This is a genomic window from Pseudomonas sp. SWRI77 (assembly GCF_014269105.1).
Taxonomy (GTDB): Bacteria; Pseudomonadota; Gammaproteobacteria; order Pseudomonadales; family Pseudomonadaceae; genus Aquipseudomonas; species Aquipseudomonas capeferrum.
Window position 1 is genome coordinate 17,006 of sequence record NZ_JABWRV010000033.1, and the last position, 26,111, is coordinate 43,116.

Genomic DNA, 26,111 nt, shown 5'->3' on the forward strand with positions numbered 1-26,111 from the left:
CAGCGGCACTTTTGCGGCAGCGGCGGGCACTAATGTCCAAGAACCCGCGAGGAAGTGCCATGAACCCAACCGCTCTACAGAACAAAGCCCTGGCAGTCCTCCTGACGCTGGTGACCATTGCCTTCGTCTGGATCCTGCTGCCGTACTACGGTGCGATCTTCTGGGCGGTGATACTGGGCATCCTGTTTGCCCCCTTGCAGCGGAACCTGCTGATCCGCTTTGGGCGGCGGCGCAACCTGGCAGCGTTCACCACCTTGATGGTGTGCCTGCTGGTGGCGGTGCTGCCGGTCATCATCACCAGTGCCCTGCTGGTGCAGGAGGGCGCCACGCTGTACCAGCGCATCGAGAGTGGGCAACTGGATATCGCCGGCTACGTCGAGCGCGGCAAGGACATGCTGCCGGCCTTCGCGCAAAACAGCCTGGACAGCATGGGCATGGGTAACTTGGATGGGCTGCGCGACAAGATCACCAAGTGGGCCACGCAGGGTAGCCAGGTGCTGGCCAGCCAGGCATTCAACTTTGGCCAGGGCACGTTCGAGTTTCTGATCAGCTTCGGCATCATGATGTACCTGCTGTTCTTTTTTCTGCGTGAGGGGCCGGAAGTCGCCAGGCGAGTGCGGTTGGCGGTGCCACTGCCCGAGCACCAGAAGCGCCGGTTGCAGTTGAAGTTCAACCGTGTGGTGCGGGCGACGGTCAAGGGCAACGTGCTGGTTGCCATTACCCAGGGCGCGCTGGGCGGTCTGATCTTCTGGGTGCTGGATATTCCGAGTGCGCTGGTGTGGGCGGTACTGATGGCGTTTCTGTCGCTGTTGCCAGCGGTGGGGGCGGGCATCGTGTGGGCGCCGGTGGCGGCGTACTTCCTGCTGACCGGGGCGATTTTGCCGGGGGTGATCCTGAGCGCGTTCGGCGTGCTGGTGATCGGCCTGGTGGACAACGTGCTGCGGCCGATTCTGGTGGGCAAGGATACGCGCATGCCAGACTACCTGATCCTGGTTTCCACCTTGGGCGGGCTGGCGGTGTTCGGGCTCAACGGGTTCGTGATCGGGCCGTTGATCGCGGCGTTGTTCGTGTCGAGCTGGGCGATTTTTGCCGCGACCAAGCCGCAGGTGCAGTTGCCGGAATAAAGGTTGCGCCGCTGATGCTGGACGCTGGGCAGGGGCTTTCGTTTACCCTGTAGCCGTTATCTGCCTACGATGCCCGAGTATGGATACCCGCCACAGCGACAAACCCGGCTTCACCTACCAGGCGGTCTACCGCTACCTGCTCGACTGGATCGAGGCGGCGCCCTGCGACGTGGAGCAGCGCATGCCGTCGCTGCGTGATCTGGCCCAACGGCTGAGTGTTTCGGTCTCCAGCACCAAGTACGCCTATGCGCTGCTTGAGGACCAGGGGCGGGTGATTGCGCGGCCCAAGCGGGGCTACTTCACCTTCACCCGCAGCGCGCCGTTGCGCAGGGAGCCCTCCTCGAGCTTGCTCGACACCGTGTTTGCCAGCGCACGCCAGCCTGGCATGCTGGCCCTTGGCAGTGATGCGCCGGCCATGCTGCTGTCGCTGGATACACCGCTGCTGATGATCGAACGGGAGTTGGCGCGCCAATACCCGCGTGCCCAAGTGCCGCTGTATCAACCGTTCGGTGAACCTGAATTGCGCAGCGTGCTGGCGGGCATTTATACCCGCTCGGCGCAGCGTTGCTGGCAAGCCGAGCACGTGTTCATCGGTGCCGACCTGCGCAGCATGCTGGAGCTGGCGGTGCGTGCCCTGAACCTCGAGGGTGAGGTGGCGCTGGTCGAGTCGCCCTGCAGCTGGGCGGTACTGAGGCAGTTGCAGGCCGCGCGCATGACCATCATCGAAGTGCCCTTGGGCGACGACGGTCGGTTCGACCTGCAGCAGTTGCATCAACTGCTGAGCAACGCGCCGGTACGCCTGGCAGTGCTGTCGTCAACCACCAATGCGCCTCAGGGTGGCCTGATGCCGGCCGAGGACAAACTGCAGATCTGCCGCTGGCTGGCCGAGCGCGAGGTGTGGCTGTTCGAGAACGACGGGTATGGCGAACTGTGTTTCCACGAGGCGGCGCCGCGCTATCGTGATTTCGCCGACCCCGACCGGCTGTTGGTGTTCGCTGCCTTCGACAAGGTGATCGGTGCCGAGGCGCCTTATGGCTATCTGCTGTGCAAGCGCCATGCCGAGCGCTTGCAGCACGTGTTTCTGGAGCGCGGTTTTCGGTTGTCACCGATTCGCCAGAAGGCGATCGCCAAGTTGTTCACCTCGCGTCGGGTAGAGCAGCATCTGCAACGCCTGCGGCCTTTGCTGCGCGCTCGCATGCTGCACATGAAGGCGTTGCTGGAGGCCCACGGCCAAGGCTGCCTGCGTATCGTCGAGCCGCAGGGTGGGGCGAGCCTGTGGCTGGCGGCGACCCGGCCAGTGGACATGCGCCGGGTCTTCGAGCGGCTGTTGGCCCAGCGCATCGTCATCGCGCCTGGGGAAATCTTCAGCCAATGTGGCCTTTGGCAGGGCCACCTGCGGCTGTGCTACACGCTGGACTGGGACAAGGACATTGGCCAGGCGCTGCAACGCCTGGTCAAGGCGATTCAGGACGAGGCTCAGACCCCGTAGCAGTGATGCATTTCGGGGAAGGCGCCGTCGCGCACTTCGTCAGCGTAGCGGGCGCAGGCCTCGCGGATCACCTGGCCGACGTCGGCATACTGCTTGACGAAGCGTGGCACGTGTTCGCCGCCCAGCCCCAGCAGGTCTTCGGTGACCAGCACCTGGCCATCGCAAGCGGGTGAGGCGCCAATGCCGATGGTCGGTTTGTCGGTGGCCTCGGTGATGGCGCGGGCAATGGGTTCGGCCACGCCTTCGAGCACCAGGCTGAAGGCACCAGCCTCAAGGTTGGCCTGCGCATCGGCACGCAGTGCAGCGCCACTGTCGGGGCTCATGCCTTGGGCCTTGTAGCCGCCCATCACATTGATGAATTGCGGCATCAGGCCGATGTGCGCCATGACCGGTATGCCGCGCGCGACCAGAAACGCCACGGTGCTTGCCAAGGCCTGGTTGGCCTCCAGCTTTACCGCGTCGCAACCGGTGCTGGCGAGTACCTGGGCGCAGTTGCGAAACGCCTGCTCATGGGATTCCTGGTAGCTGCCGAATGGCATGTCGGCGATCACGCAGGCCAGGCGCGTGCTGTCTACGACCGCCCGGGTATGGCCAATGATTTCGTCCAGGCGCATGCCCAGGGTGGACGGGCGGCCGTAGCCGACCATCGCGGTGGAGTCACCCACCAGAATGAAATCGACCAGGGGGTCGATGACCTTGGCAATAGCGCTGGAGTAGGCCGTCAGCGAAACGATTTTCTGCCGGCCTTTCATGGCCACCAGCTGCGGTACCGTCAGCCGTCTGTTGCGGGTATGCGTGCTCATCGGTGTTCCCTTTGCGGTGTAATCGTCAGGAAAGAGGTGGCCCGATTATTGAGTTTCGCAGTCACGGCGCAATGTACAGAATGGCCCTGGAAAACAACCCAGATGTGCACCTGGGGCTGCAAGGCAACCCCAGGTGCCAAGCGCGACGGTCAGCAGGCCTGCGGCATCTCGCCCTTGGCCAGGCGCTGGTTGATATCGGCAATCACCTCGGGCAGCTCGTTGATGGTGTCGATCAGGTAGTGCGGGCGGGAACTGGCGAACAGCGCATGAATGCGCTTGCGCTCGCTTTCCAGCGCCTCGGCACTCAGCGCCTGGTAGCCTTCCCAGGTCAGGCCCAGGGCATTGCCGGAGCACACCAGGGCCACGGTCCACATGCCCGCACGACGGCCTTCGAGGATACCCGGCACGGTGTCATCGACCTTCACACAGGCCGCCACGTCATCGATGCCCAGGGCAATCACGTTGGCCAGGGCCTGGGCCGGCCATGGGCGGCCATTCGGGGTTTCGTCGGTGGCCACCACATGGTCGGCCACGTAGCCGTTCTGCGCGGCCAGCGCCACCACCTTGTCCATGACCACCTTCGGGTAACCCGAGCACGAGCCGATCTTCAGGCCGCCCTGGCGCAGGCCGGTGAGGGTGTCCAGCGCGCCGGGGATCAGCGCCGAGTGCACGGCGATTTTTTCGATCTGCAGCGGCATGAAGCGGTTGTAGAGGGCGGTGACGTCATCGTCGGTCGGGGTGCGGCCGAACACCTTGCGGTAGCGCTCGGCGATGTCTGGCACGTTGCACAGGGTGCGGATGTGGTCCCACTTGCCCATGCCCATCGGGCCACGGGCTTCTTCGATGGAGACCTGGACATCGAACTCGGCGAAGGCTTCGACGAAGATCTGCGTCGGGGCGAACGAGCCGAAATCGACCACGGTGCCGGCCCAGTCGAGGATGGCGGCTTGCAGCTGTGTTGGGTTGCTGTAGTTCATGTGCGCTAATTCCTGAAGTCGGGTGGGCAAAGGGTCAGATGGTCAGTACTTCCATTTCCCGCAGTACGTCGGCCACGGCATTTACGGCGGCCTGCATGCCGTCTGGCCCGACCACGCCGATGCAGCCGACGCGGAAGGTTTCGACCTGGGTCAGCTTGCCGGGGTAGAGGATGAAGCCCTTGGCCTTGACCCGCTCGTAGAAGTCCTTGAACTGGTAACGGGCGTCGTTCGGGGCATGGAAGGTGACGATGATCGGCGCCTGGATGTCGGCGGGCAGGAAACTGCGCAGGCCGATGGCGGCCATGCCGTCCAGCAGCGTCTTGCAGTTGTCGGCGTAGCGCTGGTGGCGGGCGGGCAGTCCGCCTTCCTCGTTGTACTGTTGCAGTGCTTCGTGCAGCGCCGCGACCACGTGGGTGGGTGGGGTGAAGCGCCACTGGCCGGTCTTGGCCATGTAGGTGTGCTGGTCGTACAGGTCCATGGCCAGGGAGTGGGCGTTGCCTTCGGCTGCGGCCAGTGCGGTTTTTTCGGCGAAGACGAAGCCCATGCCAGGTACGCCTTCCAGGCATTTGCCGGAGGCGGCGATCAGTGCCTCGAAGGGGACTGCGCGGGCATCGATCGGCAGGGCGCCGAACGAGCTCATGGCATCGATGATCAGGCGCTTGCCGTGGCGTTTGATCACCTGGGCGATCTCTGGCAGCGGGTTGAGGATGCCGGTGCTGGTTTCGCAGTGGATCAGCGCCACGTGGGTGACACCCGGGTCGGCAGCCAGCAGGCGGTCGACGTCGGCGGCGGTGGTCGGCTGGTCTTCGGCGGTTTCGAAGGTGCTGTAGGTGCGCCCCAGCACCTTGCAGATCTTCGCAAGGCGTTGGCCGTAGGCCCCATTGATCAACACCAGCACCTTGCCGTCACGCGGAACCAGAGTGCCGATGGCGGCTTCCACGGCGAAGGTGCCGCTGCCTTGCAGGGGCACGCAGTGGTGGCTGGCGCTGCCGTCGATGATCGCCAGCAATTGCTCGCAGACGCTGGCCGTGAGTTGGTTGAAGTCGCGGTCCCAGGAGCCCCAGTCCACCAGCATGGCTTGGCGGGTACGGGCTGAAGTGGTCAGGGGGCCGGGGGTCAGCAGGATCGGGGCGTTGCTCATTCCGTGGTTCCTCACAAGCGGCGGGTGGTGAGCCGAAAATCTGGCGCTGAAACTACGGAGCCAAGGTTGCAATTCACTGTGCTATCAATCAAATTGTTTGTTGTTATGCCAGCCATAAGTCGGGCCGATAGATATGAACCTGTTCCAGCTGCGTGCCTTCGATGCGGTGGCGCGTGAAGGTAGTTTCACCCGCGCTGCGGCGCGGTTGTTCATCAGCCAGCCGGCCGTCACCGGCCACGTCAAGGCGCTGGAAGAGCACTACCAGATCACCTTGTTGCGGCGTACCGCCCGGCGCGTGGAGCTGACCGAGGAGGGCACGCGGTTGGCAGCCATCACCCGCGCCATGTTCGGCCTGGCGGAGGAGGCCCAGGCCATGCTCGAGGCCAACCGGCAATTGCTGACCGGGCGTCTGGAAGTGGCCGCCGACGGCCCGCACCGGGTCATGCCGATGCTTGCCCTGCTGCGCGAGCGCTACCCGGGCATTACTGTCAACCTGCGCCTGGGCAATGCCCAGGAAACCCTGGCTGCGTTGCTCAGCGAGCATGCCGACGTGGCCGTGCTGACCGAGATTGAACCGCGCAAGGGCCTGCATTTGCAGAGCCTGTGTGAATCGCGCCTGTGCGCCTTGCTGCCGGCGGGGCATGCCTGGGCCAGTGGCGAGGGGGACTTGCCGCTGGCCGAGCTGCACCAGCAGATCATGGTGCTGCGTGAGCCGAGTTCCACCACCCGGCGTACCTTTGACAAGGCCTGCGCCAAGGCAGGCGTGCAGCCGCGGGTACTGTTGGAGCTGGACAGCCGCGAGGCAGTGACCGAAGCGGTGGCCTCGGAGCTGGGCATTGGCGTTGTGTCGTCCACTGAAGTGGCCCATGACCCCAGGGTGGTGGCTCGGCCGCTGGCCGGCGACGGCCTGCTCAACCAGCACATGATTGGCTGCCTGGAGCGCCGCCGCGAACTGCGCCTGATCCAGGCCTTCCTGAGCCTGGCGGCAGGGTTGTGATGGCTGTTTTCAACTGGGCGCCCTAACATGACCGGCACAGAACCGACAGGACTGTCGATGAGCGATAAAGACACTATCTCCATGCAACTGGTGCGCGAAGCGCTGTTGCAGACCTGCCCGAAGGGTGAACCCGATAGCGGCTTGCTGGCGCGGGCTGGCATTGCCGTCGAGCACTTGCACCTGCCCGCTGCACGGGTCAGTGCCGACGCCTATGCCCGCCTCTGGCGTTTGCTGGCGCGGCGCTGCAATGACGAGTTCTTCGCCATGGACCCGCGTGGCCTGCGCAGCGGCAGCCTGGCGTTCATGTGCCGGGCGAGCATGGGCCAGCCGAGCTTGGGCACGGCGCTGGAAACCGCGTTGGCGTTCCTGTCGCTGATGCTCGAAGACTTGCAGCCAAGCCTGGTTCGCCAGGAAGGCCTGGCCGAGATCGTCATCAACGAGCCGCGGGACGAACCCCGTCGCGCCTTCACGTATTTCACCTTCTGGATGATCGTGCATGGCGTGGCCTGCTGGCTGGCCGGGCGGCGCATCCCGATTCTGGCCATCGACCTGCGCTGCGCCGAGCCACCGTTCTGTGACGACTATCGGGTGATGTTTTCGGAGAACCTGCAGTTCGAACGCCCGCGCACGCGCATGATCATCTCCGCCGAATGCCTCGAACTGCCACTACGGCGCAGCGAGGAGGAATTGCAGCGCTTTCTTGCCGAAGCGCCGGGCAACATCCTGGTCAAATACCGTGACCCCGCAAGCCTTGGGCGGCGTATCCGCACCAACCTGCTGCGCCTGGCCCCGGAGCATTGGCCGGACGGTGACAGCCTGGCGCGCCAGTTGTGCCTGTCGCCCTCGACCCTGCGCCGGCGCCTGGCCGAGGAGGGGCAGAACTACCAAGGCTTGAAAGACAGCGTACGCCGTGAGCTGGCGATCGCCTGGTTGAGCGAGGAAGAGGCGGCCATGGGTGAGATCGCCGAGCGCCTTGGGTTTGCCGACAGCAGTTCGTTCTACAAAGCGTTTCGCAAGTGGTTTGGCTGTAACCCGGGGCACTACCGGGCATTGATTCAGGCACGCGATTCGGGGCGCTGAGGGCGCTGCCGTGGCAAGGCCTCGCGGGCCGCTTCCCTCTGCGTCTTGAGCTGACGCTTATGCAGCATGGTTGACTCCGCCCACTACCCAGGGAGCCCACCATGCCCAACCCCACCACTGGCCACGACACGTTCATTGGCGCCACGTTACCCGAGTGGCTCAAGCGCGCTTCAAAAGGCCAGATCAACACCCTGCGTACCAGCCTGAACGCGCACCATGCGAGCCAGGCACGCTTGCGTGAGCTCACGGTTGAGCTACTGCCACTCCAGCAGTTTGCCGAGCAGCACCTGGCGACGCTGCTGGATGCACCGTTGCCAGACGGGCAGGCATTTGCCCAGCTCGAATGGCTGCGGATTGCGCCGCGCTTCGGCACTCTGCCCGGCACCTTGCAGCCCACCTACGAGTACAGCCAGACGCGTGAAAACGGGCTGCTGCGGCTGATGCGCAATTTTGCTGCTGGCACGGGTTACTACCAGGGTACGGGGCTGGTTTTGCCTGGCCGCGAGCAACCTTTGAATGCGTCACTGGAGGCCTTGATCGAGGCCTGCCGCACACTGAACGTCGGCCAGCGCTATCAAGATGAGCTGGAAAGGATCTTTCACCCGTCCACCTTGGCAACGTTGGCTGAAGACAAGCGCTCAGGCCTGAAGCTTGCGACCGAAGTGGCCGCCTTGCAGGGCAGCATCAGCAGCGATGTGCAGATTGCCCTGCGTGAAGTGGCGGACCACGGTCAAGCGCATCGACAGCAAGGGCTGAAAGGTACGCCCATGCTGCTGACGGCCCTTGAGCAACCGGTGGCTGATGGCTTGCTGATCCCGTTGCATGACACTGCGGGGGATGACTGGGGCATCGTCCTGTACCTCCCCAGTGATCCTCATCTGGCGCTGCGCTTCTTTACCACTGCGCAGGCCATGAACAGCGCCCTGGCGCTGCTGCTGCAGAGCGCTGACTACCGGCAGTACTTCACTCAGATGATCAGCCTTGAGCACCGTGCAGGTTTCGTCACTACCCTTGCCAAGCGCCTGAAGGACGACCAGCCGGACTTGCAGCTCGAAGGTGCCGCCCAGGGTACGGGTATTTTCGCGCAACTGGCTTCCCAGCAAGTGCAACGGGTCAAAGGGGATGCCCGGTTGCTGCTGGTACCGACGATCGATGCCGATAGCCTGGCGGTGCGCGCCAGGCACGCTGAGTGGAAGGCCGTAGGCCTGGACCTGGTGAACCTGGCGGGGTTTTTCAGTCCGGTCGTGGGGGCCTTGTTGTTGGGGCAGCTAGTGGTCCAGACCTGCTCGGAAGTGTTCGAGGGTGTAAGGGACTGGTCCAGGGGCCATCAGCACGAAGCACTGGAGCATCTGCTGGGCCTCGCCGAAACCCTGGCTGCCACCGCTGCCACCGTGGCGGGGGGCAGTTACCTGCGCAGCGCGTTTGTCGCAAGTCTTGAGCCTGTAACACTGGGCAATGGGCGTGCTCGCCTGTGGCACTTCGACGCCGCGAACTATCGATCCATGCCAGGCACCATCGACTTGCTCGAAGAAGGGCGCTACGGCGAGGGAGGGCGTCGCTGGGTCCGTCTCGACGGACGCTACCACGAGGTGCATCAGCCAATACCCGATGGCCCCTATCGGCTGCGCCACGCCGCGGGGGAGGGGGGGTATGGGCCGATTGTGCTGCACAACGGTGAGCGAGGCTGGCGACTGATGCGCGCGCAACCGCTGACATGGCAGGAGCCTGCACGCATGCTCGATGTGCTTTGGCCGCAACATCCGCCTATCGAACCTCGACAGGCCGAGCGGATATTGCAGGTGGCGGGTGTCAATGAGGACGAGTTGCGGGGTGTGCTGGTGGAGAACCGACCTGCCCCGGTGAACCTCGGGCAAACCCTACGTGCTTTTCAGGCGCATGCACGCATTGAAACGTTCTTTGCGCGTGTTCGCCTGCAGACCCTGATGCCATCGGACAGTGCATTGCTGGCCTGGAGCGAGGGCCAGCCAGGGGTGGGCAAGGGGCTGGAGCAGACGCTGGCGCATGAGGCGCAATTGCGCCCGCAGTTGTTTGACCATCTGACAGCGCAGTCGTTTGCCGAAGACCCGTTGAGCCTGTTGGTCAAACGGGACTTCCCTACCTTGCCTGCGGCCTACGTCAACGAAGTGGCTGGCCAGGCGGGCGAAGTTGAACGTGCAATGGCGCGGGTCGAGCAACGCCTGCCGTTGTCGTGCGCAAGTGACGCGCACGCCTTGCTGCGCCTGGCACGCTTGAACCAAGCATTGGCTGGGCTTTACCTGAGCACGGCTCACAGCGACCTGACAGGCGAGTTGGTGCTCACGTTGCTGGACAGCTTCGAACTTGAAAACCTCGACATCGACTTGCGCGATGGTGCGGTGGATGGGCGTTCGATCAAACACCTGGGTAGCGGTGGGCACAGTGAGGCGGAACGCATACTGGTCCGCCATGAAGGCACGTTTGAGCTGTACAACGGCCTGGGTGAGCAGCAGGTGATTACGCTTGCCGTGCCTGGCTGCATTTTCGAGGCAATCGTTGCCGCGCTTACCCCAGCGCAGCGGGCGGCTATGCAGTTGACAGCCAAGGATTCGGCAAACCAGTTGCGCGAGCAACTGCTGAGCCGGTTACCCGCTTCGCATTCGGGGGTTGTCCGTATGCTCCGTTGGCCAGAGCAGGGCGCCTGGTTCAATCCAGGTCGCCGTCTGGACGATGGGCGCGTCGGGTACCCACTCAGCGGCCGCCCTTCGGCTGGCCCCAAGGATGAGCAGGCGATCATCCGCGACCAATTACGCTCACTCTATCCAGGCCTGGATGAGCAAGCGCTGGATGCAGAGCAGGCGCGCTTGCAGCAAGGCCCACGTCCAGTGTTCGAGGCCCTGGTGGCGTTGCAGGACGATCATGATCAACTGGTGCAGCACCTCAACCGCTGGGTCGGTGCCGAGTTGCAGGCCGGTCGGCAAGCCGCGCGCAGGTTGACGGCAGACAGCATTCTGCGGGCATGGCGGCTGCAAGGCGAAATCGTGCCGGCAGGCGAAGGGCAGCGCTTGTCGCTGAGCGGCGCGCACCTGGGCACGCTGCCGCTGTTACCCGCGCAAATCGAGTTTCATCGCATCACGGTGCTGAGCCTGAACGACTCGCAGGTCACCGATATCCCGGTCGATTTTCTTCGCCCGTTCACTGCCCTGACGCACCTGAACCTCAGTCAGAACCAGTTGTTACGCCTGCCGAGGGGTATTGCGTATCTACCGGACATTCGCGTGCTGCGTCTGGCGCATAACCAGATTCGGCTCGATGCCCAGGCAATCGAGATATTGCACGACCTGCCCAATCTTGCTCACCTTGACCTTAGCTATAACCGGCTGGAGGTGCTTGACCTGAGGCTCCATCAACTTTCCCGGTTGAGCAGCCTGAACCTTCGTCATTGCCGCTTGGGCGCCTGGCCGCAACGCCTGGAACTGTGCGGTTTGCTCGAGCGTGCTGACCTGCGCGACAACCAACTGCGCAGTGTACCGAACGAGATCCAGGAAATGCCCTATGCATTTCGGCGTGCCCTTTTGGTCGAGCGCAACCCACTGCCGGCCATGCAGCAACGTAGGCTGTATGCACTCGATGTCATCGATGAGCACGGGCACCTGCCTGAGGCTTCAGCGCTCGTTGACCTGCCCAGGGCCCGTACGCTCATGGTTGGACATGCCGACGAGGCGGCCCAGGTGACCAGGGACGCGCTATGGCAGCGGTTACTGGAGCAACCTGACAGCAGTGGGCTATTCAGGTTGCTGGCGCGCTTGGAGTTCACGGCTGACTACAGTCAGGCAGGCGGAGGGCGTGCTGCGCTGGTGGAAGGCGTGTGGTCATTGCTCGAAGCGCTGGATGGGGACCCGGTGCTTTGTCGGGACGTCTTTGAACGTGCCGCTCGGCCACTCTCCTGTTCGGACGCAGTTGCCAACCGTTTCAGTGCACTTCAACTGGTGGTGAGGCAGGCGCAGGCCGAAACCCGCGCGCTGAACCCTGAAAGCAGGGGCGAGTTGCTGGAGCTGGGCCGCCAGTTGTTTCGCCTGGACCAGCTGGAATGGGTGGCCTACCGGGACAGCCGACAGCGTCAGGCCACGGGGGAGCATTTCGACCAGTTGGCATTGGGGCTCGCCTACAAGGTGCAACTTCGCAGCCGTTTGACGCTGCCCGACCAGCCCTCTGCCATGCGCTACCCCGACGCTGCCGAGCTGACCCAGGCCCAGGTAGAGGCTGCATTCCTGCATGTTACCCGCGCACAGACCCTCGAAGCCCTTACCGATAGCCTGAGCCAGCGCGAGTTCTGGCGCCGTTACCTGCGTCAGCAACATGTCAGGATGTTCGATGCCATCAGTGCGGACTACACCCAGCGTATCATTCGGCTACAGGCTCAGCAGCCAGCCTTGTCGCCAACAGCGCTCGAGGAGCAGTTAAGCCGCCTGCGGGAACAGCAGAGCGTGGATACCGAGCGCCTGATCAGCGGGCTTACCCAGTCCTTCCTGCGTGCAGCCAAGCGCGCAGCGGGGTGAACGAGGGCGGCCAAACCGGTCATCCAGATTGACAGCTTTGGCCATTGCCGCCGCGATTGAGCGGCGCGAACATCGTCGGACTGATGGTTAAACTCCAAAAACAAGAACCAGGAGTCAGACGATGCGTGATTACGCCGAGGCCGTTCGAGCGTTCGACCTTGCCCAGGCCGCCAGCACGGCGCTGCATGGCAACCTAGCTGCCCTCAATGCCTGTGTCGAATGCTGTGATCGGCATGCCGGTGACGGCAAGCTGGCGCTGATCCACGAGGACCGCGACGGCAACAGCACGCGCCACAGCTTCGATCAGCTGAAGGCGCAAGCTGCCCGTTTTGCCAATGTGCTCAAGGCGCAGGGCGTGGGTGCCGGCGACCGGGTTGCCGGCCTGATGCCGCGTACCCCCGAGCTGCTGGTCACCATTCTCGCCACCTGGCGCCTGGGGGCGGTGTACCAGCCGCTGTTCACCGCGTTCGGGCCTAAGGCCATCGAACACCGCCTGGAGCAGTCCCACGCCCGGGTCGTCGTCACCGACAGCCACAATCGCGCCAAGCTGGACGATGTGCAGGCTTGCCCGACGATCATCACGGTCAACGCCCGCAGTGGCGAGCTGGATTTCCAACAATGCCTGGCGACGGCCTCAGCCGTCTGTGAGCCCGTCATGCGCTCGGGCGATGACCCGTTCCTGCTGATGTTCACCTCCGGCACCACCGGCCCTGCCAAACCCTTGGAGGTGCCGCTGCGCGCGATTGTGGCCTTCCAGGGCTACATGCGCGATGCCATCGGCCTGCGCCCCGAGGACAACTTCTGGAACCTGGCCGACCCAGGCTGGGCGTATGGCCTGTATTACGCGGTGACCGGCCCGCTGTCGCTGGGCCACGCCACCACCTTCTACGATGGCCCGTTCAGCGTCGAGAGCTGCGCGCGGGTCATCAACAAGCTGGGCATCACCAACCTGGCGGGCTCACCCACGGCCTATCGGCTGCTGATTGCCGCGGGTAGCGAGTTCTCCGCGCCGATCAAGGGGCGCCTGCGGGTCGTCAGCAGCGCGGGCGAACCGCTCAACCCGGAGGTGATTCGCTGGTTCGCCGACGAGCTGGGTGTGACCATCCACGATCATTACGGCCAGACCGAACTGGGCATGGTGCTGTGCAACCACCATGCTCTCAAACACCCGGTACACCTGGGGTCAGCCGGGTTCGCCATTCCCGGTCACCGCATCGTCGTGCTGGATGAACAGGGCGCAGAATTACCGGTCGGCCAGCCAGGCATCCTGGCGGTTGACCGCGAGCAATCGCCGCTTTGCTGGTTCGGTGGTTACCACGGTGTGCCTACCCGATCTTTCGTGGGCAAGTACTACCTCAGCGGCGACACTGTCGAGCTCAACGCTGACGGCAGCATCAGTTTTGTCGGCCGCAGCGACGACGTGATCACCACCTCCGGCTACCGGGTTGGCCCGTTCGATGTGGAAAGCGCGCTGATCGAACACCCGGCAGTCATCGAGGCGGCGGTGATCGGCAAGCCCGACCCCGAGCGCACCGAACTGATCAAGGCCTTCGTGGTATTGGCCAACGGTGTGCCAGGCACCGCTGAGCTGGAAGAGACCTTGCGCCAACACGTGCGCCAGCGCCTGTATGCCCACGCCTACCCGCGTGAAATCGAATTCGTCAGCGAGCTGCCCAAGACCCCGAGCGGCAAGCTGCAACGCTTCATCCTGCGCAACCAGGAAATCGCCAAACAACAAGCGCTACTGGCCGCCAGCAACAGCGCCTGAGGGAACCTACCATGCAGATCATCAACAAACATTTCATCGTCAGCGGCGCGGCTTCCGGGCTAGGTGCCGCCACCGCGCAAATGCTGATCGAGGCGGGTGCCAAGGTCATGCTGGTCGACCTCAATGCCCAGGCCGTCGAAGCCAAGGCGCGTGAACTGGGCGGCAACGCCCGTTTCGCAGTTGCTGACATCAGCGACGAGCAGGCCGCCAAGGCTGCGGTCGACGCCGCCGTCAGCGCGTTTGGCAGCATTCATGGCCTGGTCAACTGCGCCGGTATCGTCGGCGCCGAGAAGGTCCTGGGCAAGCAAGGGCCGCATGGGCTGGCGAGCTTCGCCAAGGTCATCAACGTCAACCTGATTGGCAGCTTCAACCTGCTGCGCCTGACGGCGGCGGCGATGGCCGAGGGCCCGGCTGACGAAGGCGCTGAACGGGGTGTGATCATCAACACCGCGTCCATCGCCGCCTATGACGGGCAGATCGGCCAGGCCGCCTACGCCGCGTCCAAGGGCGCCATCGCCAGCCTCACGCTGCCAGCGGCCCGTGAGCTGGCGCGTTTCGGTATCCGCGTGATGACCATCGCCCCAGGCATTTTCGAGACGCCCATGATGGCCGGCATGACCCAGGAAGTGCGCGACTCGCTTGCCGCTGGCGTACCGTTCCCGCCACGCCTGGGCCGCCCGCAGGAATACGCCGCACTGGCCCGCCACATCATCGAGAACAGCATGCTCAACGGCGAGGTGATCCGCCTCGACGGCGCACTGCGCATGGCTGCCAAGTAAGGAGATATGAACATGACCCTCGCCAACGACCCGATTGTCATCGTCAGCGCCGTGCGCACGCCCATGGGCGGCCTGCAGGGCGACCTCAAGAGCCTGACCGCGCCGCAACTGGGCGCCGCCGCAATCCGCGCCGCCGTCGAGCGCGCCGGCATCCAGGCCACCAGCGTCGAGCAGGTGCTGTTCGGTTGCGTGCTGCCGGCAGGCCTGGGGCAGGCGCCTGCACGTCAGGCGGCGCTGGGCGCCGGCCTGGATAAACACACCACCTGCACCACCCTGAACAAGATGTGCGGTTCGGGCATGCAGGCGGCGATCATGGCCCATGACCTGCTGCTGGCCGGCAGCGCCGATGTGGTGGTGGCCGGTGGCATGGAGAGCATGACCAACGCGCCCTACCTGCTGGACAAGGCCCGCAGTGGCTATCGCATGGGGCATGGCAAGATCATTGACCATATGTTCATGGACGGCCTGGAAGACGCTTACGACAAAGGGCGCCTGATGGGCACCTTCGCCGAGGATTGCGCGCAGGCTGGCGGCTTTAGCCGCGAAGCCCAGGATGCCTTCGCCATCGCCTCGCTGACCCGCGCCCAGGATGCCATCAACAACGGCCGCTTCAGCGCTGAAATCGTCCCGGTAGAGGTCACCGAAGGCAAGGAAAAGCGCGTGATAAAGGATGACGAACAACCGCCCAAGGCGCGTCTGGACAAGATCCCGCAGCTCAAGCCGGCCTTCCGTGAAGGTGGTACGGTGACAGCGGCCAACGCCAGCTCGATTTCCGACGGCGCCGCGGCGCTGGTGCTGATGCGCCGTAGCGAAGCTGAAAAGCGCGGTTTGAAACCCCTGGCCGTCATTCATGGCCATGCGGCGTTCGCCGATGCCCCGGCGCTGTTCCCCACCGCGCCGATCGGCGCCATCGACAAACTGATGAAGCGCACCGGCTGGAACCTGGCCGAGGTGGACCTGTTCGAGATCAACGAAGCCTTTGCCGTCGTCACCCTCGCGGCTATGAAGCACCTCGACCTGCCGCATGACAAGGTCAACATCCACGGCGGTGCCTGCGCGCTGGGCCACCCGATCGGTGCCTCGGGTGCGCGGATTTTGGTGACCTTGCTGTCGGCCCTGCGCCAGAACAACCTGCGCCGGGGCGTGGCCGCCATCTGCATCGGCGGTGGCGAGGCCACGGCCATGGCCGTCGAATGCCTGTATTGAGGTGAACCATGCTGGTAACTGACGAGCAACAACAAATCGCCGACGCTGTCCGTGACTTTGCCCAGGAACGCCTGCGGCCGTTCGCCGAACAGTGGGACAAGGCGCACCGCTTCCCCCGTGAAGCCATCGACGAGATGGCCGCGCTGGGCCTGTTCGGCATGCTGGTGCCGGAGCAGTACGGGGGCAGTGACACGGGCTATGTAGCCTACGCCATGGCCCTTGAAGAAATCGCCGCAGGCGACGGTGCCTGCTCGACCATCATGAGCGTGCACAACTCGGTGGGTTGTGTGCCGATCCTGAAGTTTGGCACCGAGCAGCAAAAGCAGCAGTTTCTGACGCCGCTGGCCAGCGGTGCGATGATCGGCGCCTTCGCCCTGACCGAGCCCCAGGCGGGCTCCGATGCCAGCAGCCTGAAGACCCGCGCGCGTCTGGAGGGCGATCACTATGTGCTCAACGGCAGCAAACAGTTCATCACCTCCGGGCAGAACGCCGGTGTGGTCATCGTGTTTGCGGTGACCGACCCGCAAGCGGGCAAGCGCGGCATCACCGCTTTGATCGTGCCCACCGATGCGACGGGCTACCAGGTGGCGAGGGTCGAGGACAAGCTAGGGCAGCATGCCTCGGACACCTGTCAGATCGTTTTCGACAATGTGCGCGTGCCCGTTGCCAATCGCCTGGGCGAAGAAGGGCAGGGCTACAAGATCGCCCTGGCCAACCTTGAGGGTGGGCGTATCGGCATTGCGTCCCAGTCGGTCGGCATGGCACGTGCCGCGTTCGAGGTGGCGCGCGACTATGCCAAGGAGCGCCAGAGCTTTGGCAAGCCGTTGATCGAGCACCAGGCCGTGGCGTTCCGCCTGGCTGACATGGCCACGCGCATTGCCGTGGCCCGGCAGATGGTGTTGCATGCCGCCGCGCTGCGTGACGCCGGGCGCCCTGCGCTGGTGGAGGCGTCGATGGCCAAGCTGTTCGCCTCGGAAATGGCCGAAAAGGTCTGTTCGGATGCCTTGCAGACCCTGGGCGGATATGGCTATCTGAGTGACTTCCCGCTGGAGCGGATCTACCGCGACGTTCGGGTTTGCCAGATCTACGAAGGCACCAGCGACATTCAGCGCATGGTCATTGCGCGCAATCTTTGAAGGAGCAGTCTGCATGGCATTCGAAACCATCCTGTTGGACATCCACGGCAAGGTCGGCCTGATTACCCTCAACCGGCCCCAGGCGCTCAATGCACTCAACGCGCAGATCGTCGGCGAGATCAACCAGGCCCTGGACCAGCTGGAAAAGGACCCGAACATCGGCTGCGTAGTGCTGACAGGCTCGGCCAAGGCGTTTGCCGCCGGTGCCGACATCAAGGAAATGGCCGACCTCAAATACCCGCAGATCTACGTCGATGACCTGTTCAGCGATGCTGATCGCATCGCCAACCGGCGCAAACCGATCATTGCTGCGGTGTCGGGTTTTGCCTTGGGTGGCGGCTGTGAACTGGCGATGATGTGCGACTTCATTCTGGCCGCTGACAATGCCAAATTCGGTCAGCCTGAGGTCAACCTGGGCGTATTGCCCGGCATGGGCGGCACCCAGCGGCTGACCCGCGCAGTCGGCAAGGCCAAGGCCATGGAACTGTGCCTGACCGGCCGCCTGATGGGCGCCGAAGAGGCAGAGCGCGCCGGCCTTGTGGCGCGCATCGTGCCCCAGGTCGAGCTGCTTGAGGAAGCGCTGAAAGTGGCTGCGACCATTGCCAGCAAGTCGATCCCGGTGAGCATGATGGTCAAGGAGAGTGTCAATCGGGCCTTTGAAGTTACCCTCAGTGAGGGCGTGCGGTTTGAGCGTCGAGTGTTCCATGCGGCGTTCGCCACTGAAGACCAGAAGGAAGGCATGAGTGCCTTCATTGGCAAGCGTGAGGCGCAGTTCAAGGATCGCTGAGTGCGTTGTACTTGCCTTGAGAGGTGGCGCGCTTCTTCTCGAATGCACCCGCCCTCTCAAGGCATGCCCGCCCAGGGCGCCGACCAGCGGATTCTGGTCAATGGGCGTAAATTCCCCCCCAATTGCAGTTGCTCCACGCGACGTGGCGCCTTAGACTGCCGCCCCCTGTAAAAGAGTGCCGGTTGGCGCTTGAAGAATTCCGCTGCCGACGCGCTGGCGTCGGCGGCACCCGAATCGCCCAATGCACATTTTTTCATAGAGAAATCGATGACCAAGGAACAGTTGCTGGCCATGTCGGCCGATGACTACATGAGCGCTGAACAGCTGGCCTTTTTCACTGGCCTGCTGCAAGCGATGAAAGTCGAAACCCATGAACGCATCGATAAGAACCGCATCATCATCGAAAGCCTGGAAACCCCGTCGGATCCAGCTGATGTGGCCTCGGTCGAAGAAGAGCGCCACTGGTTGGTCAACGCCATCGAGCGTGACCAACGCCTGCTGCCGCAGCTGGAGATGGCCTTGGGCCGAATCGCTGACGAAAGCTTTGGCTGGTGCGATGACAGTGGTGAGCCCATCGGCCTGCAGCGTCTGCTGATCAGCCCGACCACCAAGTACTGCATCGAAGCCCAGGAGCGCCACGAGCAGCTCGACCGCCACCAGCGGCAGATCTGACCGAGCGCGGTGCGTGAGCCCCACGGAGAAATCCCTGGGGCTTTTTGCGTTGTTGCGGCAAACGCTGCTGAATTTGTTGCTTGTGGCGTAACACTGCTGTACCGAGATGCGCTGTTTCCTGCCTGCAGGCAGGCGTATTATGGCTTTATCGTTAGGGTGCTAATTAAATTCCGGAGGGGATGATGAATAGCCGAGTCGATGTAGCCGTGATGATTGGCTCCGGTGTGCCTGCCACCTTGCAGGCGCTGGGCAAGCGCATTTGCTGGGTGGTGCTGGTCAATGGGGAGCGCCGCGGTACTGCGTTCGCCACGCGTGATGAGGCTGTGGAATGCCAGGCGGCCTGGTTGCAGCAACTCAGGAAGGGCCTTGCCGCTTGAAAGCGGTCGCAAGAAATGTTGTTTGCCTCTCGACGGATTTCGGTGTTTTCGTGCATATTCCTTCCCCAGTCATGCGCTGATGGATTTCAGAGCCCGTTCTGTCGGGTGCTCTGCAACGCCCTATCGCATCTTTTCTGGCGGCTTTATTGTCAGGCATTACACTTCCCGCGTTGGGAATTTGCCGAAAGCCTGTACTGAGGCCAGATCTGGCAAGCCAGAGTAAAGAATCCTGCATGCTGCATCGCCAGCAGGCACAGACATCAGCGCATCGCTTTATTACTCTTTTCGCCTATCGCTATGTAATGGCCGTGCCTCACCGAGCGTGTGTGGGGGCGGGATGTAACCGGTTGAGGATCACTTCATTGGCAGTCAGCACTCTTGATACCCACGCCTTGTTCGCCCTGGGCGATTTGCGCGGTAAATTGGCCCAGCTGTTCCAAGGCCGCTTTATCTATGTCACCGAACAAAGTCCTGAAGGCCTGTATATGGCCGAGATCGACACCGAGAGTGCATTGGTGGTCGATGACAAGCAGCGCCTGGAGCTGAAAGTAGGCGATCACTTCCGTGCCGCCGTACTGCCCAGCCGCGAAGGCGGCAAGTTGGAAATGCGCTTTCGTGACATCAAGCTCAACGTCTACGGCGTGGGCGACTATGCCTTTGTTTCGGCGCCCGAAGGCAAGGGCATCGTGCTGCGCGAGGGCCATGGCGTGATGTTGGTCTTTGCTGCGCACCAGCAAGTGCAGGAAGGGCTGGGCAAGCTGCTCAAGGCCGTGACCGGCAAAGTCGCGAAATGGCGCAAGGGTGAGCTGACCACCTTCAAGGCCAGTGAATGACTGACGGCAACGGCTCGCCCGTTTCGCGTGCCGAGTTCCATCAGCAGCACCAGGCGGATGCGCTGGCGCAAGCCGAACGCCTGTTGGCTCGGCGTGAGGACTTGCAAGGGGCTTGGCTGAACTGGGTGGCCGGTGAACTGTATCGGCTCGGCCCGCCACCGTATGCCGCCATGGTCCGACGCGAGTTGCAGCGCCTCAGCCAGGGCTGAGGCTGCACGCTGTCAGTGGCCGCGGTCGCCGCCGCTGCTGACTTCCTCAGGCACCGCTTCTTTCGACATGCGCTTGCGAAACAGCGCAGCCCTGGCCAGCAAGAGCGTGGTGACCGGTACGGTGATCGACAGCAGTATCGGGATCAACCAGGCGTGCAGGATGGGCGCTTCCTTGAGCCACGAGAAGTAGATGATCGAGGCCAAGGCCACGCACCATGCGCCGAGTGTCGAGGCCAGCGCGGGTGGGTGCATGCGCTGGAAGTAATCCTTCAGGCGCAGCAGGCCCACGGCACCGATCAGGGCAAACAGGCTGCCGATCAGCAGCAGCGCGGCAGTGACCAACTCCAGCCAGAAGGGCAGTGCTAGCGTTTCGGTCATTCGATCACCTCACCACGAAGCAGGAACTTGGCCAGGGCGAACGAGCCGACAAAGCCGAACAACGCAATCAGCAGCGCACCTTCGAAGTAGGTGTCACTTGCATAGCGAATCCCCAGTACCAGCATGGTCAGCATGGCCAGGATGTACAGGTAGTCCAGCGCCAGGACTCGGTCCTGGGCGGACGGGCCGCGGAACAGCCGGATCAGCGCCAGGGCCATGGCCAGGGCGAAAATGAACAGGCTGGCGAGTACAGCGTTGGCGAGCAGGCCTGTCATTGGAAAATCTCCATCAGCGGGCGTTCATAGGTGGCCTTGAAGTGCTCGATGAAGGCGGCTTCATCCTCCAGGTCGAACACATGCAGCAGCAGCACGCTGCGGTCCAGTGCCAGCTCGGACCAGACCGTACCCGGTACCACCGTGGTGATCATCGAAAGCGCGGCCAGGCCATGGGCATCACGCAGGGCCAGCGGGATGTGCACGAATGCCGAGCGCGGCGGCTGTTTGCCGGCGCGCAGCACGCCACGGGCCACCAGCAGGTTGGACACAATCACATCAAGGCCTACCCGGCCAATCAGCTTGGCAATCACCAGTGGGCGCCGCACATGGGCATGCTGGGGGCGTAGGGGTGCCATCAACAGCGGTGCAAGGATGCCGAGCAGGGCAGCGAGCAGCAGGTTGCCGGCGCTGACCGACAGGTTCAGCAGCAACCACAGGCCAAACAGCGACACCGACAGCAGCGGGGCGGGGAACAGACTGTTCATGGCTGCAGCTCCACGTCGAGGGAGGTCGGGCCAGGGATCGGTTTGGCAGCCATCACCGCTTTTATGTAGGTGTCCGGCGCCTGCAGGCTGGCAGCCGTGTCCTGGGTGTAGCGCAGCAACGGCTCGGCTTTGAAGCTGAGGATGATGCACAGCCCGAGCAGGATGACGATCGGCAGGCACTCATAGCGACGCAGCACAGGCGAGGGGCGCTCCTCGGGCTTCCAGAAGCGCTGGATACCCACGCGGCCAAAGGCGATCAGCGATGCCATGCCGGAAAGCACAAGCAATGCCACCAGGCCCCAGCCAGCTGTTGTCAGCGGTTGCTCCGGCGCTATGCCCAGCCCCAGCGGGTTGAACAGCGCACTGATCAGGTTGAGTTTGCCGACGAAGCCCGAAAGCGGCGGCATGCCGATGATCAGCAACGCACAGGCGATGAAGCTCAGGCCGAGGAAGGCCATGGTCCATGGGATGATCTGGCCGATCACGACCTTTTGTTCATCATCGAGGTTGATGCCCTTGGGCGGGTGCAGCGACTCCAGGGGCGAAGGCATGGCGTCTTCTTCTTCATCCAGCGGCACTTCGTTGGCCGAGCGCGAGCGCTCGACCAGCTCGGCGAGCAGGAACAGGGCGCACAGCGCCAGGGTCGAGTTGACCAGGTAGAACAATGCCGCGCCGGTGAGCACTGGTTGGGCAAAACCGACGGCCGCGAGCAGCGTGCCGGCGGAGACCAAGATGCTCAGGGCAGCCATGCGTTCCAGGCGTTGTGCGGCCAATATCGATACGGCGGCCACCGCCAGGGTGACCAGGCCGCCGTAAACCAGCCACTCGCCACCGAAGTGCGCCGAGGCGCCGGCTTGCCCGGAGAACAGCAGCGTCCACAGGCGCAGCACGGCATACAGGCCGACCTTGGTCATGATGGCAAAAAGCGCGGCAACCGGTGCGCTGGCCGAGGCGTAGGCAGGCACCAGCCAGAAGTTGAGGGGCCATATGCCGGCCTTGGCCAGAAACGCCATGGCCAGTATCGCGGCGCCTGCGTGCAGCAAGCCGCGATCGGCCTCCGGCACCAGCGGGATCTTCAGCGCCAGGTCGGCCATGTTCAAGGTGCCTGTCACGCCATAGAGCATCGCCGCGCCCACCAGAAACAACGACGAAGCGAACAGGTTGATGGCGATATAGTGCAGGCCGGCCCTGACCCTTGCGCGGCCCGAACCGTGCAGCAGCAAGCCATAGGAGGCTGCCAGCAGCACCTCGAAGAATACGAACAAGTTGAACAGGTCGGCCGTCAGGAATGCACCGTACAGCCCCATCAGCTGGATCTGGAACAGTGCGTGGAAGCTGGCACCGGCGCTGTCCCAGCGGGCGCGGGCAAACAGCAGGGCGCTGAAGCCGATGATGCCGGTCAGGGTCAGCAGCAATGCCGAAAGATGGTCGACTACCAACACGATGCCGAACGGTGCCGGCCAGTTGCCTGGCAGGTACACTCCGATCGATTCGGCCTGGCCCTGGGTGCGCACCCACAGCAGCAGGCTGACCGCGATGGCCAGGCCGGCGAAGGTGGACAGCAGGTTCAGTTGCGCCTTGATGCGCCGGTGTTTCTCGCCCAGCAACAGCATCACCGCAGCGGTGATGAGGGGCAGCAGGATGGGGGCGACGATCAGTTGACTCATGCCACTCATTCTTCACGCTCCCGGCCATCCACATGGTCGGTGCCGGTCAACCCGCGTGAGGCCAGCAGCACCACCAGGAACAGTGCGGTCATGGCGAAGCTGATGACGATGGCAGTCAGCACCAGGGCCTGGGGCAGGGGGTCGGTGTAGTGCAGCAAGTCCTGGGTCACGCCGTCCTTGATGATGGGCTCCTTGCCGATGAACAGGCTGCCCATGCTGAAGATGAACAGGTTGACGCCGTATGACAGCAGGCACAGGCCCATGATCACCTGGTAGGTCCGTGGGCGCAGGATCAACCAGACCCCCGAGGCGGCCAGTACGCCGATGGCGACTGCAATGACTTCTTCCATCAGGCGGCTCCTGCTTGGCTGGATTTCGACGGGTTGCCCGGGCGGTAGGCGCGCACCGACTGGTGCGCCAGGGCAGTGAGGATCAGCAGGGTCGAGCCGACCACCACGGTGTACACGCCGATATCGAAGAACAGCGCGCTGGCCACGTGCACATCCCCCAGCACGGGCAGGTGCAGGTGTGCCGTGTGCGTGGTCAGGAACGGGTAACCCAGCAGCATGGCGCCGACCCCGGTCAGGGTCGCGCACAGCAGGCCAGTGCCCATCCAGCGCAGCGGCCGCAAGCTCATTTGCGCCTCGACCCATTGGGTGCCGGCGACCATGTACTGCAGGATGAACGCCACCGACATCACCAGGCCGGCGACGAACCCGCCGCCAGGCTGGTTGTGGCCGCGCATGAACAGGTACATCGATACCAGCAGGGCGATTGGCAGCAGCAGCCGCACCAGCACCGCAGGCACCATCATGAAGCCCAGCGCGGTGTCTGTGGCGTGACGCGGGTTGATCAGGTCTGTGACCACGTCGGGCGCCAGCTGGCGCTGCTGGGCGGGCAACTGCATGCTCTCCTTGGGCGGGCGGAAGCGTCGCAGCAGGGCGAACACGGTCAGGGCCACGGCGACCAGCACGGTGATTTCACCGAGGGTGTCGAAGCCACGGAAGTCGACCAGCATCACATTGACCACATTGGTACCCCCCCCTTGCGGCAGGGCACGGCTCAGGTAGAACGAGGAAATGTCGTTGGGCGTTGGCCGGGTGAGCATGGCGTACGACAGCACCGCCATGCCGCCACCCACCAGCACCGCCAGCAGCAGGTCGCGCAGGCGGCGCATGCGGGCGCGCTCCAGGCTGCCCGGCAGCGGTGATACGCCTTCGATACGGCGCGGCAACCAGCGCAGGCCGAGCAGGATCAGTACAGTGGTGACCACTTCCACGACCAGCTGGGTCAGTGCCAGGTCGGGCGCCGAGAACCAGACGAAGGTGATGCAGGTCATCAGGCCGCAGACGCTGACCATGATCAAGGCGGCCAGACGGTGGTATTTGGCCTGGTAGGCGGCGCCGATGGCGCAGGCGATGGCGATCAGCCAGAGTGCGACGAACACGCCGGAACCAGGGATTTTCGGGCGCTCACCCCAGGTCAGCCCGCTGTACAGCATGGGCGTGAGGCCGGCCAGGAAGGCTGCCAGTACCAGCATGAACAGCTGCGATTGCAGGCGGCGCGTGGTCAGCAAACCTTCGATACGGCGGGCCAGCAGCATCAGGCGCACCAGGCCGTGCTCGAACAAGCGCTTGCCGTTGAACCGCTCGATCAGTGGTGGGTAGGGGAAGCGGCCCATGCGCAGTTGCTTGCGCAGCAGCAGGTAGAGCACGATGCCGCCGCTCATGGCCACCAGGCTCATGATCAGTGGCGCATTCCAGCCGTGCCAGATGGCCAGGCTGTATTCCGGTAGCGTACCGCCCACCACCGGCAGGGCCGCCGCAGCCAGCAACGGGCCGACCGACTGGGCAGGGAAGATGCCTACCACCAGGCAGGTGAGCACCAGCAGTTCGACCGGCGCGCGCATCCAGCGGGGGGGTTCGTGAGGTGTGTGGGGCAGGTCCTGGGCGGTTGGCCCGAAGAAGACATCGACGGTAAAGCGCAGTGCGTAGGCCACGCTGAAGGTACCGGCCAGCGTGGCGATCACCGGGAGGGCGGCTTCGACCCAGGCCGTGGAGCTGATGAACACTGTTTCTGCGAAGAACATCTCCTTGGACAGGAAGCCGTTCATCAGCGGCACGCCGGCCATCGAGGCGCTGGCCACCATGGCCAGGGTGGCGGTGTAGGGCACCAGGCGGATCAGGCCGCTGAGGCGCCGGATATCGCGCGTACCGCTCTCGTGGTCGATGATGCCGGCGGCCATGAACAGCGAGGCCTTGAAGGTGGCATGGTTGAGGATGTGGAACACGGCGGCGACTGCCGCCAGCGGGCTGTTCAGGCCCAGCAGCAGGGTGATCAGGCCCAGGTGGCTGATGGTGGAATACGCCAGCAGGCCCTTGAGGTCGTTCTGGAACATTGCGGCAAAGGCGCCGAGCAGCAGCGTGATGGCGCCAGCCCCGCCGACGATCCAGAACCACTCCTCGCTGCCTGACAGCACAGGCCAAAGCCGCGCCAGCAGAAACACCCCGGCCTTTACCATGGTTGCCGAGTGCAGGTAGGCGGACACAGGGGTCGGCGCCGCCATCGCGTGGGGCAACCAGAAGTGGAACGGAAACTGCGCACTCTTGCTCAGGGCGCCGATCAGGATCAGTGGCAGTAGCACCGGGTACAGTGCGTGCTGGCGGATAACGTCACCCGCGGCCAGCACCTTGTCCAGGTCGTAGCTGCCGACCACGTGGCCCAGCAGCAAGGCACCGACCAGCAGGCACAGGCCGCCGGCACCGGTCACCATCAGCGCCATGTAGGCGCCGCGGCGGGCGTCGGCGCGATGGTGCCAATAACCGATCAGCAGGAAGGAGAAAACGCTGGTCAGTTCCCAGAAGAACACCAGCTGGATCAGGTTGCCAGAGATCACCAGGCCCAGCATGGCGCCCATGAACGCGAGGAAGAAGGCGAAGAAACGCGGCACCGGGTCTTGCGGTGACATGTAGTAGCGGGCATACAGCGACACCAGCGTGCCGATGCCCAGTACCAGCAGCGAGAACAGCCAGGCGAAGCCGTCCATGCGCAGCACAAGGTTCAACCCCAGGCTGGGCAGCCAGAGGAATTCCTCGCGAATCACGCCACCGTGGGCGACCTGAGGGTACAGCAGTGCTACCTGGACCGTACCGACCAAGGCGACGAGCCCCGCCAATATGGACTCGGCGTTACGTGCGTTGTGCGGCAGCACGGCTGCCAGGCAACTGCCCACGAACGGCAGAAGCAATAGCACTATCAAGGACATAGCGTTCTATTCTGGAGAGGTTTGCAAGGATCATACGTGCCGATCAGTTGATCACCAACACGCAAGCTGTCGCAGAATCCTACAAATACGCTGTGACAAGGTGTTTTTTTATAACAGTTTTTTACAAA

General features: G+C 63.7%; 23 protein-coding genes. 14 read left to right on the forward strand and 9 right to left on the reverse strand.

What is annotated here, in order from left to right:
• The first annotated feature begins 59 nt into the window (after window positions 1–59).
• The gene (locus HU766_RS23810) at window positions 60–1,124 is read left to right on the forward strand and encodes an AI-2E family transporter (protein WP_186661196.1); all 1,065 of its coding nucleotides are present in this window, start codon (window positions 60–62) and stop codon (window positions 1,122–1,124) included.
• Between the two features lie 79 nt (window positions 1,125–1,203).
• On the forward strand, window positions 1,204–2,613 hold the full coding sequence (locus HU766_RS23815; RefSeq protein WP_186661198.1) for a PLP-dependent aminotransferase family protein: 1,410 nt from the start codon (window positions 1,204–1,206) through the stop codon (window positions 2,611–2,613).
• Here HU766_RS23815 and panB read toward each other — a convergent pair.
• From panB to HU766_RS23830, 3 genes are all read right to left on the reverse strand, one after another.
• Window positions 2,601–3,416, reverse strand: a complete 816-nt coding sequence (panB, locus tag HU766_RS23820) for a 3-methyl-2-oxobutanoate hydroxymethyltransferase (protein WP_186661200.1) — start codon at window positions 3,414–3,416, stop codon at window positions 2,601–2,603. The two genes, HU766_RS23815 and panB, sit on opposite strands and share 13 nt — an antisense overlap.
• A gap of 149 nt (window positions 3,417–3,565) precedes the next feature.
• Window positions 3,566–4,393 carry a phosphonoacetaldehyde hydrolase gene (gene phnX, locus HU766_RS23825; RefSeq protein WP_033700321.1) on the reverse strand — a complete coding sequence of 276 codons (828 nt, stop codon included), beginning with the start codon at window positions 4,391–4,393 and terminating at the stop codon, window positions 3,566–3,568.
• A gap of 34 nt (window positions 4,394–4,427) precedes the next feature.
• Window positions 4,428–5,534 (reverse strand): 2-aminoethylphosphonate--pyruvate transaminase, encoded by a 1,107-nt coding sequence (locus HU766_RS23830; protein WP_156310683.1) that lies wholly within the window; start codon window positions 5,532–5,534, stop codon window positions 4,428–4,430.
• Between the two features lie 133 nt (window positions 5,535–5,667).
• On the opposite strand from HU766_RS23830, the gene HU766_RS23835 reads away from it, so the two are divergent.
• The 12 genes from HU766_RS23835 (at window position 5,668) to HU766_RS23890 (ending at window position 19,913) form a co-directional block, all read left to right on the forward strand.
• Window positions 5,668–6,531, forward strand: coding sequence for a LysR substrate-binding domain-containing protein (locus HU766_RS23835; protein ID WP_033700317.1), 864 nt, complete (start codon window positions 5,668–5,670; stop codon window positions 6,529–6,531).
• 57 nt (window positions 6,532–6,588) lie between these two features.
• Window positions 6,589–7,611, forward strand: a complete 1,023-nt coding sequence (locus tag HU766_RS23840; RefSeq protein WP_186661202.1) for an AraC family transcriptional regulator — start codon at window positions 6,589–6,591, stop codon at window positions 7,609–7,611.
• Between the two features lie 101 nt (window positions 7,612–7,712).
• Window positions 7,713–12,146: an NEL-type E3 ubiquitin ligase domain-containing protein gene (locus HU766_RS23845; protein ID WP_186661204.1), complete on the forward strand. Its 4,434-nt coding sequence runs from the start codon at window positions 7,713–7,715 to the stop codon at window positions 12,144–12,146.
• A gap of 121 nt (window positions 12,147–12,267) precedes the next feature.
• The gene (locus tag HU766_RS23850; protein WP_186661206.1) at window positions 12,268–13,914 is read left to right on the forward strand and encodes an acyl-CoA synthetase; all 1,647 of its coding nucleotides are present in this window, start codon (window positions 12,268–12,270) and stop codon (window positions 13,912–13,914) included.
• Between the two features lie 11 nt (window positions 13,915–13,925).
• Entirely contained in the window at window positions 13,926–14,693 is a 768-nt protein-coding gene (locus HU766_RS23855) for an SDR family NAD(P)-dependent oxidoreductase (RefSeq protein WP_186661208.1), read from the forward strand.
• A 12-nt stretch (window positions 14,694–14,705) separates the two neighbouring features.
• Window positions 14,706–15,899 carry an acetyl-CoA C-acyltransferase gene (locus HU766_RS23860; protein ID WP_186661210.1) on the forward strand — a complete coding sequence of 398 codons (1,194 nt, stop codon included), beginning with the start codon at window positions 14,706–14,708 and terminating at the stop codon, window positions 15,897–15,899.
• A gap of 8 nt (window positions 15,900–15,907) precedes the next feature.
• Window positions 15,908–17,035, forward strand: coding sequence for an acyl-CoA dehydrogenase (locus HU766_RS23865; RefSeq protein WP_186661212.1), 1,128 nt, complete (start codon window positions 15,908–15,910; stop codon window positions 17,033–17,035).
• 13 nt (window positions 17,036–17,048) lie between these two features.
• Window positions 17,049–17,822 carry an enoyl-CoA hydratase gene (locus tag HU766_RS23870; RefSeq protein ID WP_033700305.1) on the forward strand — a complete coding sequence of 258 codons (774 nt, stop codon included), beginning with the start codon at window positions 17,049–17,051 and terminating at the stop codon, window positions 17,820–17,822.
• 267 nt (window positions 17,823–18,089) lie between these two features.
• Window positions 18,090–18,494 (forward strand): TraR/DksA C4-type zinc finger protein, encoded by a 405-nt coding sequence (locus tag HU766_RS23875; protein ID WP_033700302.1) that lies wholly within the window; start codon window positions 18,090–18,092, stop codon window positions 18,492–18,494.
• Between the two features lie 182 nt (window positions 18,495–18,676).
• Window positions 18,677–18,871 carry a hypothetical protein gene (locus tag HU766_RS23880; protein ID WP_033700301.1) on the forward strand — a complete coding sequence of 65 codons (195 nt, stop codon included), beginning with the start codon at window positions 18,677–18,679 and terminating at the stop codon, window positions 18,869–18,871.
• Window positions 18,872–19,233: 362 nt separating this feature from the next.
• Window positions 19,234–19,704 (forward strand): hypothetical protein, encoded by a 471-nt coding sequence (locus tag HU766_RS23885; protein WP_186661214.1) that lies wholly within the window; start codon window positions 19,234–19,236, stop codon window positions 19,702–19,704.
• The gene (locus HU766_RS23890; RefSeq protein ID WP_033700297.1) at window positions 19,701–19,913 is read left to right on the forward strand and encodes a hypothetical protein; all 213 of its coding nucleotides are present in this window, start codon (window positions 19,701–19,703) and stop codon (window positions 19,911–19,913) included. Before HU766_RS23885 ends, HU766_RS23890 begins: the two co-directional genes overlap by 4 nt.
• Before the next feature lie 12 nt (window positions 19,914–19,925).
• Here the strand turns inward: HU766_RS23890 and HU766_RS23895 are convergent, their stop codons facing one another.
• The 6 genes from HU766_RS23895 to HU766_RS23920 are packed head-to-tail and all read right to left on the reverse strand — an operon-like array spanning window position 19,926 to window position 25,983.
• Window positions 19,926–20,291: a Na+/H+ antiporter subunit G gene (locus HU766_RS23895; RefSeq protein ID WP_033700295.1), complete on the reverse strand. Its 366-nt coding sequence runs from the start codon at window positions 20,289–20,291 to the stop codon at window positions 19,926–19,928.
• Window positions 20,288–20,566 (reverse strand): K+/H+ antiporter subunit F, encoded by a 279-nt coding sequence (locus tag HU766_RS23900; RefSeq protein WP_003259015.1) that lies wholly within the window; start codon window positions 20,564–20,566, stop codon window positions 20,288–20,290. The genes HU766_RS23895 and HU766_RS23900 overlap by 4 nt, the downstream gene beginning before the upstream one ends.
• Window positions 20,563–21,051, reverse strand: a complete 489-nt coding sequence (locus HU766_RS23905) for a Na+/H+ antiporter subunit E (RefSeq protein ID WP_186661217.1) — start codon at window positions 21,049–21,051, stop codon at window positions 20,563–20,565. The genes HU766_RS23900 and HU766_RS23905 overlap by 4 nt, the downstream gene beginning before the upstream one ends.
• Window positions 21,048–22,727, reverse strand: a complete 1,680-nt coding sequence (locus HU766_RS23910) for a monovalent cation/H+ antiporter subunit D (protein WP_186661219.1) — start codon at window positions 22,725–22,727, stop codon at window positions 21,048–21,050. The genes HU766_RS23905 and HU766_RS23910 overlap by 4 nt, the downstream gene beginning before the upstream one ends.
• Window positions 22,724–23,068 carry a Na+/H+ antiporter subunit C gene (locus tag HU766_RS23915; RefSeq protein WP_186661221.1) on the reverse strand — a complete coding sequence of 115 codons (345 nt, stop codon included), beginning with the start codon at window positions 23,066–23,068 and terminating at the stop codon, window positions 22,724–22,726. Before HU766_RS23915 ends, HU766_RS23910 begins: the two co-directional genes overlap by 4 nt.
• Window positions 23,068–25,983 carry a monovalent cation/H+ antiporter subunit A gene (locus tag HU766_RS23920; RefSeq protein ID WP_047583907.1) on the reverse strand — a complete coding sequence of 972 codons (2,916 nt, stop codon included), beginning with the start codon at window positions 25,981–25,983 and terminating at the stop codon, window positions 23,068–23,070. The genes HU766_RS23915 and HU766_RS23920 overlap by 1 nt, the downstream gene beginning before the upstream one ends.
• Window positions 25,984–26,111: the final 128 nt, after the last annotated feature.

Bases quoted from the DNA above. Each gene is read 5' to 3' on its own strand.
- HU766_RS23810 (WP_186661196.1), top strand. From the start codon at position 60: ATGAACCCAACCGCTCTACAGAACAAAGCCCTGGCAGTCCTCCTGACG.
- HU766_RS23815 (WP_186661198.1), top strand. From the start codon at position 1,204: ATGGATACCCGCCACAGCGACAAACCCGGCTTCACCTACCAGGCGGTC.
- panB (WP_186661200.1), bottom strand. From the start codon at position 3,416: ATGAGCACGCATACCCGCAACAGACGGCTGACGGTACCGCAGCTGGTG.
- phnX (WP_033700321.1), bottom strand. From the start codon at position 4,393: ATGAACTACAGCAACCCAACACAGCTGCAAGCCGCCATCCTCGACTGG.
- HU766_RS23830 (WP_156310683.1), bottom strand. From the start codon at position 5,534: ATGAGCAACGCCCCGATCCTGCTGACCCCCGGCCCCCTGACCACTTCA.
- HU766_RS23835 (WP_033700317.1), top strand. From the start codon at position 5,668: ATGAACCTGTTCCAGCTGCGTGCCTTCGATGCGGTGGCGCGTGAAGGT.
- HU766_RS23840 (WP_186661202.1), top strand. From the start codon at position 6,589: ATGAGCGATAAAGACACTATCTCCATGCAACTGGTGCGCGAAGCGCTG.
- HU766_RS23845 (WP_186661204.1), top strand. From the start codon at position 7,713: ATGCCCAACCCCACCACTGGCCACGACACGTTCATTGGCGCCACGTTA.
- HU766_RS23850 (WP_186661206.1), top strand. From the start codon at position 12,268: ATGCGTGATTACGCCGAGGCCGTTCGAGCGTTCGACCTTGCCCAGGCC.
- HU766_RS23855 (WP_186661208.1), top strand. From the start codon at position 13,926: ATGCAGATCATCAACAAACATTTCATCGTCAGCGGCGCGGCTTCCGGG.
- HU766_RS23860 (WP_186661210.1), top strand. From the start codon at position 14,706: ATGACCCTCGCCAACGACCCGATTGTCATCGTCAGCGCCGTGCGCACG.
- HU766_RS23865 (WP_186661212.1), top strand. From the start codon at position 15,908: ATGCTGGTAACTGACGAGCAACAACAAATCGCCGACGCTGTCCGTGAC.
- HU766_RS23870 (WP_033700305.1), top strand. From the start codon at position 17,049: ATGGCATTCGAAACCATCCTGTTGGACATCCACGGCAAGGTCGGCCTG.
- HU766_RS23875 (WP_033700302.1), top strand. From the start codon at position 18,090: ATGACCAAGGAACAGTTGCTGGCCATGTCGGCCGATGACTACATGAGC.
- HU766_RS23880 (WP_033700301.1), top strand. From the start codon at position 18,677: ATGAATAGCCGAGTCGATGTAGCCGTGATGATTGGCTCCGGTGTGCCT.
- HU766_RS23890 (WP_033700297.1), top strand. From the start codon at position 19,701: ATGACTGACGGCAACGGCTCGCCCGTTTCGCGTGCCGAGTTCCATCAG.
- HU766_RS23895 (WP_033700295.1), bottom strand. From the start codon at position 20,291: ATGACCGAAACGCTAGCACTGCCCTTCTGGCTGGAGTTGGTCACTGCC.
- HU766_RS23900 (WP_003259015.1), bottom strand. From the start codon at position 20,566: ATGACAGGCCTGCTCGCCAACGCTGTACTCGCCAGCCTGTTCATTTTC.
- HU766_RS23905 (WP_186661217.1), bottom strand. From the start codon at position 21,051: ATGAACAGTCTGTTCCCCGCCCCGCTGCTGTCGGTGTCGCTGTTTGGC.
- HU766_RS23910 (WP_186661219.1), bottom strand. From the start codon at position 22,727: ATGAGTGGCATGAGTCAACTGATCGTCGCCCCCATCCTGCTGCCCCTC.
- HU766_RS23915 (WP_186661221.1), bottom strand. From the start codon at position 23,068: ATGGAAGAAGTCATTGCAGTCGCCATCGGCGTACTGGCCGCCTCGGGG.
- HU766_RS23920 (WP_047583907.1), bottom strand. From the start codon at position 25,983: ATGTCCTTGATAGTGCTATTGCTTCTGCCGTTCGTGGGCAGTTGCCTG.